Annotated in this window: 14 protein-coding genes and 1 pseudogene; all 15 read right to left on the reverse strand. The window is 65.4% G+C overall.

Going from position 1 to position 14,653, the window contains the following annotated elements:
* Positions 1–536: pseudogene (gene glmM, locus ACRECX_RS14410) on the reverse strand (phosphoglucosamine mutase); the annotation flags it as partial.
* 158 nt (positions 537–694) lie between these two features.
* Complete coding sequence (folP, locus tag ACRECX_RS14415; protein WP_431559540.1) at positions 695–1,762, reverse strand: dihydropteroate synthase; 1,068 nt, start codon at positions 1,760–1,762, stop codon at positions 695–697.
* A 76-nt stretch (positions 1,763–1,838) separates the two neighbouring features.
* The gene (gene ftsH / locus ACRECX_RS14420) at positions 1,839–3,773 is read right to left on the reverse strand and encodes an ATP-dependent zinc metalloprotease FtsH (protein ID WP_431559541.1); all 1,935 of its coding nucleotides are present in this window, start codon (positions 3,771–3,773) and stop codon (positions 1,839–1,841) included.
* Positions 3,774–3,960: 187 nt separating this feature from the next.
* Entirely contained in the window at positions 3,961–5,253 is a 1,293-nt protein-coding gene (gene tilS / locus ACRECX_RS14425) for a tRNA lysidine(34) synthetase TilS (RefSeq protein WP_431559542.1), read from the reverse strand.
* A gap of 1 nt (position 5,254) precedes the next feature.
* Positions 5,255–6,223 carry a tol-pal system protein YbgF gene (gene ybgF, locus ACRECX_RS14430; protein ID WP_431559543.1) on the reverse strand — a complete coding sequence of 323 codons (969 nt, stop codon included), beginning with the start codon at positions 6,221–6,223 and terminating at the stop codon, positions 5,255–5,257.
* Positions 6,224–6,427: 204 nt separating this feature from the next.
* The gene (pal, locus tag ACRECX_RS14435) at positions 6,428–6,940 is read right to left on the reverse strand and encodes a peptidoglycan-associated lipoprotein Pal (protein ID WP_431559544.1); all 513 of its coding nucleotides are present in this window, start codon (positions 6,938–6,940) and stop codon (positions 6,428–6,430) included.
* A 674-nt stretch (positions 6,941–7,614) separates the two neighbouring features.
* Entirely contained in the window at positions 7,615–8,907 is a 1,293-nt protein-coding gene (gene tolB, locus ACRECX_RS14440) for a Tol-Pal system beta propeller repeat protein TolB (protein WP_431559545.1), read from the reverse strand.
* A gap of 62 nt (positions 8,908–8,969) precedes the next feature.
* Positions 8,970–9,836, reverse strand: a complete 867-nt coding sequence (locus tag ACRECX_RS14445; protein ID WP_431559546.1) for a cell envelope integrity protein TolA — start codon at positions 9,834–9,836, stop codon at positions 8,970–8,972.
* A 17-nt stretch (positions 9,837–9,853) separates the two neighbouring features.
* Positions 9,854–10,327: an ExbD/TolR family protein gene (locus ACRECX_RS14450; protein ID WP_431559547.1), complete on the reverse strand. Its 474-nt coding sequence runs from the start codon at positions 10,325–10,327 to the stop codon at positions 9,854–9,856.
* Between the two features lie 9 nt (positions 10,328–10,336).
* Positions 10,337–11,041 (reverse strand): protein TolQ, encoded by a 705-nt coding sequence (gene tolQ / locus ACRECX_RS14455; RefSeq protein WP_431559548.1) that lies wholly within the window; start codon positions 11,039–11,041, stop codon positions 10,337–10,339.
* A gap of 222 nt (positions 11,042–11,263) precedes the next feature.
* On the reverse strand, positions 11,264–11,737 hold the full coding sequence (gene ybgC, locus ACRECX_RS14460) for a tol-pal system-associated acyl-CoA thioesterase (RefSeq protein WP_431559549.1): 474 nt from the start codon (positions 11,735–11,737) through the stop codon (positions 11,264–11,266).
* 151 nt (positions 11,738–11,888) lie between these two features.
* A complete protein-coding gene (locus ACRECX_RS14465) occupies positions 11,889–12,110 on the reverse strand; it encodes a type II toxin-antitoxin system HicB family antitoxin (protein WP_431559550.1) in 222 nt (73 codons plus the stop codon).
* Between the two features lie 238 nt (positions 12,111–12,348).
* On the reverse strand, positions 12,349–13,389 hold the full coding sequence (ruvB, locus tag ACRECX_RS14470) for a Holliday junction branch migration DNA helicase RuvB (RefSeq protein ID WP_431559551.1): 1,041 nt from the start codon (positions 13,387–13,389) through the stop codon (positions 12,349–12,351).
* Positions 13,382–13,999 carry a Holliday junction branch migration protein RuvA gene (gene ruvA, locus ACRECX_RS14475; RefSeq protein ID WP_431559552.1) on the reverse strand — a complete coding sequence of 206 codons (618 nt, stop codon included), beginning with the start codon at positions 13,997–13,999 and terminating at the stop codon, positions 13,382–13,384. Before ruvA ends, ruvB begins: the two co-directional genes overlap by 8 nt.
* Entirely contained in the window at positions 13,996–14,517 is a 522-nt protein-coding gene (ruvC, locus tag ACRECX_RS14480) for a crossover junction endodeoxyribonuclease RuvC (RefSeq protein WP_431559553.1), read from the reverse strand. Before ruvC ends, ruvA begins: the two co-directional genes overlap by 4 nt.
* Positions 14,518–14,653: the final 136 nt, after the last annotated feature.

Raw genomic sequence — 14,653 nt, forward strand, 5'->3', positions numbered from 1 at the left:
GCGCGGATGCCGTCGAAGCGTAAGTTCTTCGGTAGGGTGCGCTTGGCGAATTCGATATAGCGTTCCCGCGCGCTGTCGATGCGGGTGGCGCGGCCGATTTTTTCCGGCATGGCGAGCAGCGCCGAGGTGTCGCCCTCCATCAGGGCTTCGATCTCGGATTCCTTCTCGTCCGACAGCTTGTAGCCGTCAGGCCCGAACAGCTTGATGCCGTTGTCGACGAACGGGTTGTGCGAGGCGGAGATCATCACGCCGAGATCGGCACGGAGCGAGCGGGTCAGCATGGCGACGGCCGGAGTCGGCATCGGGCCGAGCTGGAACACGTCCATGCCCACGGCGGTGAAGCCGGACACGAGCGCGGATTCGATCATGTAGCCGGAGAGGCGCGTGTCCTTGCCGATCACCACGCGATGACGATAGGAACCGTTGGTGAACACCTTGCCGGCGGCCATGCCGACCTTGAGCGCCACCTCCGAGGTCATCGGATACGAGTTGGCGCTGCCACGGATCCCGTCCGTGCCAAAGAACTTGCGTGCCATCCCGGTATTTCCCCCGTCTAATCCCCCAGCCGGTGCCGGCCCCATCTTCGGGTGTGCCTGGCGCGACATGGAATTATGCTCCTCCTGGCGGCCTATCCGCGTTCAACAAATGTAAGCAAAAATTACACCCAAAATCCTAGAACGGGGTGGAATTTCGCTTAATTTTCAGTGCCGAACATACTGGCGCGCCACACCTCGAGCCCCTGGTGGCTGCCCGCCACGTCGTGCACCCTGAGGATCTGCACCCCTTGCGCGGCCGCGGCGATGGCCGCGGCATGGCTCCCCGGCTCACGCGAGCGCGGCTCCTTGCCCTGGCCGAGCCCGCCGATGAAACGCTTGCGCGAGGCGCCGACCAGAAGCGGCACGCCGAGGCCGTGGAACAGGCTGAGATTGGCGAGAAGCGACAGGTTGTGGGCAAGCGTCTTGCCGAAGCCCAGCCCCGGATCGGCGGCAATGCGGGCCCTGCCGATGCCGGCCGCGACGCAGGCCTCAATGCGGCTTTCGAGATAGTCGAACACTTCGAGCGTCACGTCGTCATAGGTTGGGTTCTCCTGCATGGTCTTGGGCTCGCCCTGCGCATGCATGAGCACGACGGCGAGCCCCGCTTTCGCCGCCACCGTCATGCAGGCGGGATCGTAGGTAAGCGCCGAGACGTCGTTCAGGATCTTGGCGCCGGCCTTTGCCGCCGCCTTGGCCACCTCGCTCTTCCGCGTATCGATCGAGATGACCGCTGGCGAACCGGCGAGGCCCTCGAGCACGGGTACGACGCGGGCGAGCTCCTCGTCGCGCTCCACCGCGTCCGACCCAGGCCGCGTCGACTCCCCGCCGATATCGACGATCTGAGCGCCTGCGGCGGCAAGCTCCGCCGCATGGGTGATCGCGCCTTCGGTCTCGTCATAGAGGCCCCCATCGGAGAACGAATCCGGCGTGACGTTAACGATGCCCATCAGCACCGGACGCGTCAGCGATAGCCCGGCGTAAGCCGGACGCGGCGCCGTCACGCGCTTCAGCACCGCCCCGAGGTCGGAGTCGCGTACATTCCTCAGCGCTTGCGCCGTGAAAAGCCGCCGCCTTGAATTGGTGGCGTTGCCTTCGATCAGAACCGCGGCGGTGAAGGCGATCGGTCCGCCGGCGAGCGGCAACGCCAAACCGTCCTCGACCGCCGCATCTGCGGCCGGCCCGTATAGAAATCCGATGGGCCTGAAATAGAGTTTCCCCTCTGCCATGGCTCCGAGCCTTAGCACAAAGCAGCATGCCCGGCACAAGCCGGGCATGCGCAAGTCGTAAACTGAGTGGCAGGGCTTAAGTCGACGGCTCGGGCGCCATGCCGCCGGCGTCGGGCTCGGGCTCCGGCGGCTTCTTGCCGCGCCCGGCGGTAGGCACGGCCGAAGCGGGTCCCGGACGCGGCTCCTCGGCGGCGAACTCGCGCACCGGCGGCTTGCCCTTGAGCAGGTTCTTGATCTCCTCGCCGGTCAGCGTCTCATACTCCAACAGTCCGCGGGCGATGGTGTGCAGGTCGTCGATATTTTCGGAGATGATCTTGCGCGCCGCCTCGAAGGACTCATCGACGATACGGTGAATCTCCTCGTCGACCACGGTCTGGGTCTCGTCCGAGAGATTCTGCTGCCGGGCGATCGAATGGCCGAGGAACACTTCTTCCTCGTTGTCGCCATAGGCCAGCGGCCCGAGCTTGTCGCTCATGCCGTACTGCGTGACCATGGCGCGCGCGAGCACCGTCGCCATCTTGATGTCGGAGGAAGCGCCGGAGGTCACCTTCTCGTAGCCGAACACGAGCTCCTCGGCCACGCGTCCGCCCATGGCGACGGTGATGTCGGCCTTCAGCTTGGCGCGCGTGTAGGACAGAATATCGCGCTCCGGCAGGCGCATGACCATGCCGAGCGCGCGGCCGCGCGGGATGATCGTCGCCTTGTGCACCGGATCGGAGTCCGGCATGTGCAGCGCGACGAGCGCGTGGCCGCCCTCGTGATAGGCGGTCAGCGTCTTCTCCTCCTCGGTCATCACCATGGAGCGCCGCTCGGCGCCCATCATCACCTTGTCCTTGGCGTCCTCGAACTCGTGCTGGGTGACGAGCCGCTTGGAGCGGCGCGCCGCGAGCAGCGCCGCTTCGTTGACCAGGTTGGCAAGATCGGCACCCGAGAAGCCCGGCGTGCCGCGCGCGATGACGCGCAAATCCACGTCGGGCGCGAGCGGCACCTTGCGCACGTGCACTTTCAGGATCTTCTCGCGGCCGATGATGTCGGGACGCGGCACCACCACCTGGCGGTCGAAGCGGCCTGGCCGCAAGAGCGCGGGGTCGAGCACGTCGGGACGGTTGGTGGCGGCGATGAGGATGATGCCCTCGTTCGCCTCGAAGCCGTCCATCTCGACCAGCAACTGGTTCAGCGTCTGCTCGCGCTCGTCGTTGCCGCCGCCGAGGCCGGCGCCGCGATGACGGCCGACCGCGTCAATCTCGTCGATGAAGATGATGCACGGCGCGTTCTTCTTCGCCTGATCGAACATGTCGCGCACGCGCGATGCGCCGACGCCGACGAACATCTCGACGAAGTCGGAGCCGGAGATGGTGAAGAACGGCACATTGGCCTCGCCGGCGATGGCGCGGGCGAGCAGCGTCTTGCCGGTGCCCGGAGGCCCGACGAGCAGCGCGCCGCGCGGGATGCGCCCGCCGAGCTTCTGGAACTTCTGCGGGTCGCGCAGGAACTCGACGATCTCCTGCAGATCCTCCTTGGCCTCGTTGACGCCGGCGACGTCGTCGAAGGTGACGCGGCCATGGCGCTCAGTGAGGAGCTTCGCCTTGGACTTGCCGAAGCCCATGGCGCGGCCGCCGCCCGACTGCATCTGCCGCATGAAGAAAATCCACACGGCGATGAGGAGCAGCATGGGGAACCAGGAGATCAGCACGCCGAACAGCGACGGCACGTCGTCCTCGGACGGCTTGGCGGTGATCTTCACGCCCTTCTGGTTCAGCTTGTCGACCAGGTTGGGATCGTTCGGCGCATAGGTCTGGAAGTTCCGGCCGTCGTTGAAATGCCCGCTGATCTGATTGCCGGCGATGGTCACGTCCTGGATGTTGCCGCCCTCGACCTCGGAGAGCAGCTGCGAGAAGCTGATCTCGTTGCCGCGGACCTGCACGCTCGGGTTCTGGAAGAGATTGAACAGAGCGACCAGGAGCAGGCCGATAAATACCCAGATGACGAAATTGCGGAAGTTCGAATTCATTCGCTGACCTGACGGCTTGAGCGACGGCGACGCCCGGGCGCGGCCCCCGACATTCTGGCGGAAAGACGCTTAGTAAGCCTCGTTAACATAGGAACCGGCACATCTTTTTCCAAGTAAAGCTAACGCAAAGAGGTGCACGCTTCCTAAAACGTCTGGGAATCCCCCTCAGGTCCCCGTTCCGGCTGACCTAGGCCGTCCCTCGCAGGAAGGTTGCCCGGCAGTCAAGGCCCACTTCATGGCACGAGAATGGCGCGGGCCCGAGGGCCGGCAGTCCGATCAGCCGTTCGCCCCGCCAGCAGGCGGGAAGGGTCCGGGCGGCAAGACGCGGCAGCGCCTCCGGCAATGCTTGTCGCTCACGCAGCGTGCGCAGTCCCGCCTCGCCGAGCGCCCGCACGGTAATGGGGGCGGCCTCGCATTGCCCCAGTTCGACCTTGAAGCGATTGTCCCACAAGGTCCGCTCGCCGGGCTTCAATTTCAGCTCGGGCAGGCCCTGTTTCCGCATCTCGCGGAAGATGCCGAGTTGCCCGCCGCGCGGCTCGATGCGGCAGCGCCCCAAAGTGTGTGCCTTGCCAGGCTCGGCCTTGAGAGCCGCAAGCAGGGCCTCGAGCTTCACGAGCCGCATCGGCTCCTCGCCGCCGCCGACCGCTGCGATCAAGCGCGACAACCCGCGAAGCGCGATCTCCTCTGGCGCCGACCGAAGCGCCGCTAGATCGACGACGGCGTAGCCTGCCTCGCACGTCTCGCTGTGCAGGAAAAGAAAATCTCTGGCCGCGGTCTCGAGCGCTTCGCGCGCGCGCCGCAGGCGCCGCGCCGACAATGCCACGGCTTCAGGCGTCAGCCCGAGCGCGGCGAAGGCATCGGCGTTTCGCCGCAGCCGCGCCCGCTCGAAGCGTTCGTCGCCGTTGCTCGGATCGACGGCGAACTTGAGGCCGGCCTGTTCGACCGTCGCCACGAGCCGCGCCTTCGGCACGTCGAGCAGCGGCCTGAGCAATTTGAGCCCCGCCCAGGAGCCTTGCTCAGGAATCGCCGCAAGTCCGTCGAGGCCGCTGCCGCGCCTGAGCCGCATCAGAAACGTCTCGGCCTGATCGTCGAGATGATGCGCGGTCACGAGCGCGGGGATGTCATGCGCATGACAATAGGCGGCCATCAAATCGTAGCGCGCGACGCGCGCCCTTACCTGGACGCTTGTTCCCACATCGCCATGGTGCTCCCATGCAAGGATCGCGTGCGGAAGCCTGAGCGACTTCGCGATGCGCCCAACCATAAGCACCTCGTCACGCGAGCCGGCGCGCAAACCATGATCGACCGTCAGTACGGAAATCTCGGGCCCCGTGCGCCGCGTCATGCGCCAACGCGCGGCAAGATGCATCAGCGCGAGACTGTCCGGCCCGCCTGAGACGGCCAGCGCCACGCGCGGGAAACGGGCGAGCGGCGCAAGCAGGCTCTTGGCCTCGCTGCGGGAGATGGGCAAAGCGCGCATCTCAGCAGCCGGCCTTCTTGCTTTCGCCCTTCGCCTGGTCGCGCACATGGTCTGGCGCCTTGGGAAATCTATCGCCGAGCTCCTTGAACGTCGAGCAGGCGGCATCCTTCTCGCCGAGCGCGGTCAGCGACATGCCGAGCTTGAGCAGGGTGTCCGGCGCCTTGTCGCCCCCCGAATATTTGCGGTAGCCGGCGAGAAACGCGTCCGCCGCCTTCTTGTGCTGGCCGCGCAGGAAGTAGGTCTCGCCGACCCAGTATTGCGCGCTGCCGGCGAGCGGATCCTTTGGGTACTGCGCCACCAGCTTGCTGAACGCCTTCTCGGCCCCCGGGTAATCGTGCTGGAGAAAGTCGCCGTAGCCCTGCTCGTAAAGGGCCTGAGCGTCGCTATCGGGAAGCGCCGCCAAGCTCTGCGGCATCTTCTCGTCAGGGAGCGTGCCGGTGGCCAAGTCAGGCGGCGTGATCGACTGCGGCGCGTTTGCATCCTCGCCGGGGCGCGGCCCATACCAGCGCGGCTTCGACGGATCGCTGTCGTCTGCCGCCGGCGGAGCGGCGGGAACTTCTGCATCTTGTCCTGACACAGCATCCTCGAGCACGTCCAAGATATTCCGCTCGGGGGGCGCGTCAGGCGCCGGAGTCGCTCCGACCGGCTCATCCGGTGTCGGCGTGATCGGAAGAGGCGCCGTCTCGTCCATGGGCGCAGGAACACTCGCTTGACCGCCGAGGCGCTCGAGCTCGCTGGTCAACGCGCCGATCTGCGTCTCGAGCGCGCTCACGCGGGATGCGAGATCGTCTGCGCTCGCGTGAGGCGGGATGCCCGCATCGCTCGGCGGGAGGCTCGGCTTGGCGGTGAGCAGCGATTCGAGCCTGCCGACCATGGCTTTCAGTTCGGCGATCTCCGCCTCGATGCGCGTGACGCGCGCGGCGATGTCGGCGCTATCCTGGGCGAGACCAGGAGCGGCGGGAAGAACCATCGCAAGAAGGCAGGCCGCCAAAGCGGTGCGCCGGGAACGAGAGAGTGGAGACACCATCAGGGACCTTGTCGGCACGGTTGGCTATTGGGATGGGGGCGCGCTGCGGCATGCGTACACGCGAGGCGCCCGAGCAGCTCCCATTTGCCCTGGCGTTTGGGGCCAAACTGAGGAGTGTTTGGCCTACAAAACGCGCCGCGACAAGGCCTAGTAGCGGGCGATGGCGCCGGGGTTCAGGACCGTCTGGGCCCGCCGGTTCTGCGACCAGCAGGAGGGTGCGTCGCACACGGCGATGGGCCGCTCCTTGCCGTAGGAGATCGTCTTGATCCGCGCTCCGTTGAGGCCGCTACGAACCAGGAAGCCCTTGACCGCCATGGCCCGGCGTGCGCCAAGCGCGAGATTGTATTCACGCGTGCCCCGCTCGTCGGCGTGGCCCTCGATGGTCACCGTGTATTGTGCGTACTGGTTGAGCCAGCGCGCCTGGTTGCGCAGGATGGCTTGCGCCTGGCCTGAAAGTGCCGAGCTGTCCTCCTCGAAGTGAACTACGTCGCCGACATTGACGGCGAAATCCCTGGAGCTTCCCGGCGTGACCGGCCCCTCGCCGCCGAGGCCGTATTGTCTTGGCTCCTGGCTCTGGCGCGAGCAGGCGGCAAGCGCCAAGGCAACGACGAGCACGCCGGCGAGCTTGCAGGCGCGGCTCAACCCACTACGAAAACGCATGTACTGGTTACCCCCGCTAGCCTCGATTTTAGGAAAATCGTAGGAGCCGGGTCCTTAACGATGTCCTACCTCGGCGGGGCTTAAGGTGGGCAATTCCAAGGCGCAAAAAAGGAAGGGATGCCTGGAGCGCCGCCGCATCTGCCACGGCGCTCCGGCATCCATGTCCCACTTGACGCGGAAACCCTTGGGTTTCCGCGGCAGATCTGGCATTCACGTGCTTAGACGCGAAGGATCTGCCCTACCAATTTGGCTAGCCGAGCTTCAGGGGCTCGGTCACAACGGCCTTCTCGTGATGGCCAAAGCAGCCACCGAGAGTAATGGCGGCGGCCACGAGCATGGCGGCAGCGATAACGCCCTTCAAACCCTGCATGGTCTTCTCTCCTTTGGTTAAAACGGCAATAGCCGTCTTTGCATGTACCGGCGCGGCGTATTCAGATCAAGATGCGACTAGGGTCGAGGGACCGTTTTGTCGGCTATTGATGCCAAAATGCCACGCCGAATCTCATCCTCCAGCCCGTTCAAGCTATCCCCCTCCGGAACGCCGATCAAGGTGTGGTTAACGACGTTGGGGCCCCTGGATTAAGAAAGTGTAACCAGCTGTGGCATTTTCGTCGCAAGCCCCGCAGGGACCAGCTAAGTCATTATAGAGACTTTGGAATCCCCGAAACGGCTGTCTAGTTGATCAGCGGCGACCAGGCCGGGTCGGAGCCGAAGGCGGGGGTCGCCACCTGGCGCTCGTTATAGCCCGTAAGATCGATCGTATAGAGCCTGGGGCCGCCCGCCGCTCCCGGCGATTCCCGGAAGAACATCAGGACCCTGCCGTTCGGCGACCAGGTCGGCCCCTCGTTGTGGAAGCCTTCGGTGAGGATGCGTTCGCCCGAGCCGTCCGGCCGCATCACCCCGATCAGGAACCGCCCATTGAGCATCTTGGTGAAGGCGATGAGATCGCCCCGCGGCGACCACACCGGGGTCGAATAACTGCCCTCTCCCTGGCTGATGCGGCGCTGATTGGCGCCGTCTGCGTCCATGACGTAGATCTGCTTCGACCCATCCCGGTCGGTCTCGAAGGTGATCTGGCGCCCATCGGGCGAATAGCAGGGCGCCGTATCGATGGCTGCCGTATGGGTGAGCTGCATGGTGTGGCGGTTGCGCAAATCCATGGCGAAGAGATTTGAGTTCCCGCCCTGCTCGAGGCTCATGACGATGCGCTGGCCGTCCGGCGAGAAGCGCGGCGCGAAGGTCATGCCGGGGAACGAGCCCACAGTCTCCTTCTGGCCGGTCTCGATGTTGAGGAGATAGACCCTCGGCACCGCCCCCTCGTAGGACATATAGGTGATCTCTTGCGTCGAGGGGCTGAACCGCGGCGTCAACACGAGGGTCTGCCCCGTGGTCAAGAGCCGCATATTGTGGCCGTCCTGATCCATGATGGCGAGCCGCTTCACGCGCTTGTCCTTGGGGCCGGACTCGTCGACGAACACGATCCGCGTGTCGAAATAGCCCCTCTCGCCGGTGATGCGCTCATAGATGGCATCGGCAATGAGATGGCCGACGCGACGCGCATCCTTGAACCCGGTGAAGAACTGCTCGCCCGCAAGCTGCTGACCTGACAGCACGTCCCACAGCCGGAATTCTGCGCTCAGCCTGCCGTCAATGCCGCCGATGCGCCCGACGACAAGAGCCTGAGCATTGATCACCCGCCAGTCCGCGAAATTCGGCACGCTGTCGGTGTCGAGGCCGCGCTCGATGAACGCCGCCTGGTCGATGGGAATGAACAGCCCGGACGAACGGAGATCGCTCGCCACCACGTTTGAGATTTCGAGCGCGATGGCCGGATCGATGGATCCGTTGCCGGCAAAGTCGGGAATGGCGATGGGCAGCGGCTGGATGTTGCCTTGCGTAATGTCGAGCTCGACGACGGCATGCGCCGGCGCGGCGCTCAGGAGCATGCCGAGCAGGGCCGCAAGCATGAACGCCGGTCGCAGCCGGCCGGCGCGGGGTATGGTCCGTGGCCTCATCGTTCGAATCGCATCTACCCGCTGCGATACATCTGGCTTGGGTCGAAATTGAGGATCATGTCGCGCCACAGCGCATATTTCTCGACGGGCAGCGCGTAAGGCTGGCACTGGTACACGGCGCGCACGGCGCTGTCGGCGGCCGCCTGGAAGAATGGCGACGTGCCGGCGTTGGCGACGGTCGGATAGCCTTCCAAGGTGCCATCCTTGTTGAGCTTGAGGCGAATTCTCACGACGATGTCGTCCGCCCCGAGGCCGCCCGGCGGCGGCGTCCAGCACTCCGAGATGCGCGCCCGGAGCGCATCCAACTCATTGATGGACATCGTCATTTCAGAGCCGGTGCTCTGTCCTCTGACCGGGCGAGTCTCGTCGGCAAGGTCGAGCGGCTGTGGCTCGTGTTTGGCGTCCGGGATCTTGTTGAGCAGCGCGGCGATGCGATCGGTATCGAACTCTTGCTTTTTCGGTTGAGGCGGCGGCGCCTTCGGCGTTTTCGCTTCGGCCTTCTCCGCTGGAGGGTCCGGCTTGCGTGTTGGCGCCGCAGGCTTCGGTTGCGGCTTCGGCGCCTCGGCCTTTTTCTCAGGCTTCGGTTCAGCCTTCGGCGCAGTCTCTGCGGGTTTATCAATCGCGGCGGTTTGCTCGGGCGCCTTCGCAGCCTTCTCCTTCACCGCTTGCGGCTTCGGCGCCTCCTGCTTGGCGGCGAGCGGCGCGTCGTCCTTGGCATCGCTCGTGCCAGCTTTGACCTTGGTGTTGTCGGAAGACGTGGCGACGTCGATGGGAATGGCGACGAGCGGCGCCGGTCTCATGTTGGACGACGAAAAGCCGGCGATCACGAACAGCAAGATCGCGATATGTAGCGCGGCGGAGATAAACGTACTTGGGCCCATGAACGCGGGGCTCCTCGTCAGAGTTGGTCCACCTGGTCGGTGACGAGGGTCACAGGCAAGCCGGCCTCCTTGATCCTGACCAGCACCTTCGCGACGTTGCCGTAAGGCGTGCTCTTGTCGCCGCGGACCCAGACCTGAGTCCCGCCACCGGCCTCGCGGATAGCAGCAAGTTTTGGCACAAGTTCGTCAAAATCGATCTCGGTGTTCTGGAGGAAGATTTTTCCCTCCGCGTCGACGGTAATGCTGAGCGGCGCCTGTTCGGGCGTGACCGGGCCCGCCTCGGTCGCTGGCAGCTCCACTTCCGGCAGTTGCGCGGGCGCGTCGATGTCGACCCCGACGGTGAGCAGCGGCGCCGTCACCATGAAAATAATGAGGAGCACCAACATCACGTCCACCATAGGGGTGACGTTGATCTCGCTCATGGGCAGGCTCGAGCGCCGCCTGGCGCGGCGGTTGGCGAGTGCGCCACCCGGTTGAAGTGCTGCTCCCATGGTTTGACCTCACATCGTCTTGTCGATTTGCCGCGACAAAATGGCGGAGAATTCGTCGGCGAAGCCTTCGAGACGTGCCGCGTATCGCGCCACTTCAGCGTTGAATTTATTGTAGAAAATGACCGCCGGGATGGCCGCGAGCAGGCCGAGCGCGGTGGCGAACAAGGCCTCGGCGATGCCGGGTGCCACCACGGCGAGGCTCGTGTTCTTGGTGACGGCGATCGCCTGGAAGCTCGTCATGATGCCCCACACCGTACCGAACAGCCCGACAAAGGGCGCGGTCGACCCCACCGTGGCGAGAAACGTGAGCCGGCGCTCGAGGCGCTCCACTTCGCGGGAGACGGTCACGTCCATGACCTTCTCGACCCTGAGCTGCACGCCGGGCATCGGCTTTGCCGCCGGCTCGCGTCCCTCGCGCTCGGTCGATCGCTTCCACTCGCGCATCGCCGCCACGAACAGCGCCGCCATGCCGGTGTTCCGGCGCTGCGCCAGCGCCTGGTAGAGCTCGTCGAGCGATTGGCCCGACCAGAACACCTGCTCGAACTTGTCGGTCTCTTTCCGCGTCTTGGCGTAGAGGAAGAACTTCTCGAGGATGATCGCCCAAGTCCACACCGAGGCAAGCAGAAGCCCGATGATGACCAGCTTGACGACGATATGGGCGTTCTTGAACAGCTCCCAGATCGACAAATCGACGGCGACGTCAGACGGATTCATTCACGGCCTCATGGCATGAGCGCCAAGCAGCGAGCCCCTCAGCCAGACGGCCGCTTGGCCCCGCGACGGTTACCGCGCGGGGGTTCGAGTTCGCCGGAGGAGGCCGCATGCCGCTCGTAGCCCCGAGCTTTCACGGGCCTTTGTGACTAAACTTGGGCTCGTTTGGCCGGGCTGCGCACACCCCATCCAGCGCGATGACTGATATACCCCTGTTCGCTACGTTCAACACCCTCGGTTTACGAAACGTTCAAGGGCGCCGCGGACTATCTGCCCGATGCGCTGCGGCTTGCCCGAGGCCGACACCAGCACGACGGTGACCTTGGCGCGGACCAGCACAGCGCCGTCCTTGCGCACCTCCTGGGTCAGCACGAGGCTCGCGCCGCCGATCTGAGCGCAGCGCGTGACCACTTCGAGCACATCATCGAGGCGCGCCGGTTTCAGATAATCGATGTCGATATGGCGGACGACGAACACGGAGGCCTCGCCCTCTTCGGGGTTGGCGAGGGCCTGGTGGTGGACGCCGAGCAGCCGGATGAAGTCGGAGCGGCCGCGCTCGCAGAATTTGAGGAAGTTGGCGTGATAGACGAGGCCGGAGAAATCGGTGTCCTCGAAATAGACGCGCACCGGCAGGACGTGCGTGTCGCCCTCGATGCGCCCGGCAAGGTCCGGCCAGGCGTTCTTCATGCGTTTAGGCATGGCGCGAAAGCGAAGCCGCCCAGAGTTCCCCTCTCCCCTGGGAGGAGAGGGGGCCTAGAACCGAAGGTGCGAGGGGGGCGAGGGGGAACCAGCGCCAGGGCCCCCTCACCTAAGCGCGGCATTCTCCTAACCCGCATCTTCGCCCACCAGACTAGCCAGCGCGCGCTAACGGCGGTGATGGCTTCGGAATGTCCTGCTTCCATTCCTTGGCGGCTTCGATCCAAGAGGCAATCGCCTCCTGAACGTTCCTGAGTGCTTCTTCGGGCGTCTCGCCGTCAGACATGCAGCCGGGAAGATCTGGAACGATAGCGAGATAGCCGCCGCCATCGCTCTCAGCCAGTCGCTCGATTCTGACGGAATATTCAAGCTTCATGATCCGTCTCCATAGGCATCTATATAGCGCACGAGTTTCCGGATGTAGACGGGCTTGATCGGCCTGCGAGCAGGAATGGTTAGGATTTCCCGAGCGTTGGGATGCTTGGCGTGGCAGTGGGAGGTTCCCTTGCCAGTGCGAAATAGCAAGCCATGCTGGCGGCAAACCGCTTCCACATCCTCGATACGCCAGTCCCCAGCGGGATTTCGGCGCATGCGCTCCAAAAGCTCGGACGGCATTAGTCGTGAGAGTCCTCGCCGTTGAATAGCGGAAACTGCGCCGGCTGGGCCAGTGGCGCAATGCCGAGATGGGCGAAGGCGAGCCCCGTCAACACGCGGCCGCGCGGGGTGCGCGCGATGAAGCCCTGCTGCAGGAGATACGGCTCGATGATCTCCTCGATGGCGTCGCGCGGCTCCGACAGCCCCGCGGCGATGGTCTCGATCCCGACCGGTCCTCCGCCGTAATTGATCGCGATCAGCCGCAGATAGCGGTGGTCAAGCGCATCGAGGCCGCGCTTATCGACTTCGAGCTGCGACAGCGCGCTGTCGGCGAGCTTGGCGTCGACCGCGCCGCTCCCCTCGACGGATGCGAAATCGCGCACGCGGCGCAAGAGCCGCGCCGCCACCCGCGGCGTGCCGCGCGCACGCCGCGCAATCTCATGCGCGCCTTCGCCCGTGAGCGGCAGACCTAAGAGCCGCGAGCCGCGCCGGACGACCTCTTCCAGCTCCTCCACCGTGTAAAACTCCAGCCGAATGGGAATGCCAAACCGCTCGCGGAGCGGTGTGGTGAGAAGGCCGGTGCGCGTGGTGGCGCCGATTAGAGTGAACCTGGCGAGATCGATGCGCACGGAGCGCGCCGCGGGTCCCTCGCCGATGATGAGATCGAGCTGGAAGTCCTCCATCGCGGGATAGAGAATTTCCTCGACCGCCGGCGAAAGCCGGTGGATCTCGTCGATGAACAAAACATCGCGGTCTTCGAGATTGGTGAGGAGCGCGGCGAGGTCGCCCGCCTTGACGATCACCGGGCCCGAGGTCGCGCGGAAATTGACGCCGAGCTCTCGCGCGACGATCTGGGCGAGCGTGGTCTTGCCGAGGCCAGGGGGCCCCGCGAACAGCACGTGGTCGAGCGCCTCGCGCCGGGCACGGGCGGCGTCGATGAACACTTTGAGGTTCGAGCAGACCTTGGTCTGGCCGATGAACTCGGCGAGGACCTGCGGCCTGAGCGAGACCTCTGGCTGATCGTCGTCGCGCTTCGCTGCCGCCAGCACCCGCTCAGCCATGAGCCAGCTCCTTGAGGCCGAGGCGGATCAAATCCTCGGCGCGGGCTTCGCGGCCGGCTTTGCCGATCGCCGCCGACACCGCCGCGGCCGCCTCCCCATGGGCATAACCGAGATTGGTCAGCGCCGAAACCGCGTCCCGCGCCGCGAGCCCCTCGGGCAGCGCCGCCACCGGCGCGAACCCACCACCCACCCTGATGGCGGGCGCCAGCGCCGGCATCTTGTCCTTCAGCTCGGCGACGATGCGCGCGGCGACCTTCGGCCCCACACCGGGCGCGCGCGCCACATGGTTCTTGTCCTGGAGCGCCACGGCATTGGCAAGGTCGGCGGCTGACAAGGTGCCGAGCACCGCCAGCGCCACCTTGGCGCCGACGCCCTGCACCGTCTGCAGCGCCCGGAACCAGGCGCGCTCGTGATCCGTGGCGAAGCCGTAGAGCCGCACGCCGTCTTCGCGCATATGCGCGTCGATGGCGAGCGTCACCACCTCGCCGACCGGCGGCAGAGCAGACAGCGTGCGCGCGCCCAAGGTCACCTCGTAACCGACGCCGCCGACGTCGATGATCGCCGTCGAGAGCGTGACCGAATCCACCTTGCCGGTGAGCTTGCCAATCATGGCGTGATCCCCGCAAGCGCGACGCGCGCTTCGAGCCTGGTCCAACTCCGCGCATGCGCATGCGTAATGGCGATGGCGAGCGCGTCCGCCGCATCGGCGCTGTCGGGCACCGCGCGCGGCAGCAAGCATTTCACCATGGCCCTGATCTGCGTCTTGTCGCCGTGGCCTGCGCCCACCACGCTCTTCTTCACCGCGTTCGGCGCATACTCGGCGATGGTCAACCCGGCGAGCGCCGGCACGAGCATGGCGATGCCGCGCGCCTGGCCGAGCTTCAAGGTGGCCACCGCATCGCGATTGACGAAGGTCTGCTCGATGGCGGCTTCCGCCGGCGCGAGTTCCGCGAGGACTTCGGACAGGCCATCGAACAATTGCCGCAAGCGATGGCCGAGACTGCCACTCGCATCGGAGGTCACCGAGCCGCAAGCGACGAAGCCGAGCCTCACCCCGTCGGTGTCGATGACCCCCCAGCCGGTGCGCCTGAGCCCCGGATCGATGCCAATAATGCGAAGAGTGCCCATGAAAGCTGCCAGCCGAGAAGTCGGGGACCGAGCCCCGCGCGGAGCCGAATCGCTTGCGATTCTGCCACGCGGGGAGCTTGCCAGGTAGTCAGGGTATCCCCGAGCCCCTTGTGGTGGTCGGTTGAATAATCATACT

The organism is Methyloceanibacter sp. (assembly GCF_050726195.1).
In the GTDB taxonomy this organism is placed as follows: domain Bacteria; phylum Pseudomonadota; class Alphaproteobacteria; order Rhizobiales; family Methyloligellaceae; genus Methyloceanibacter.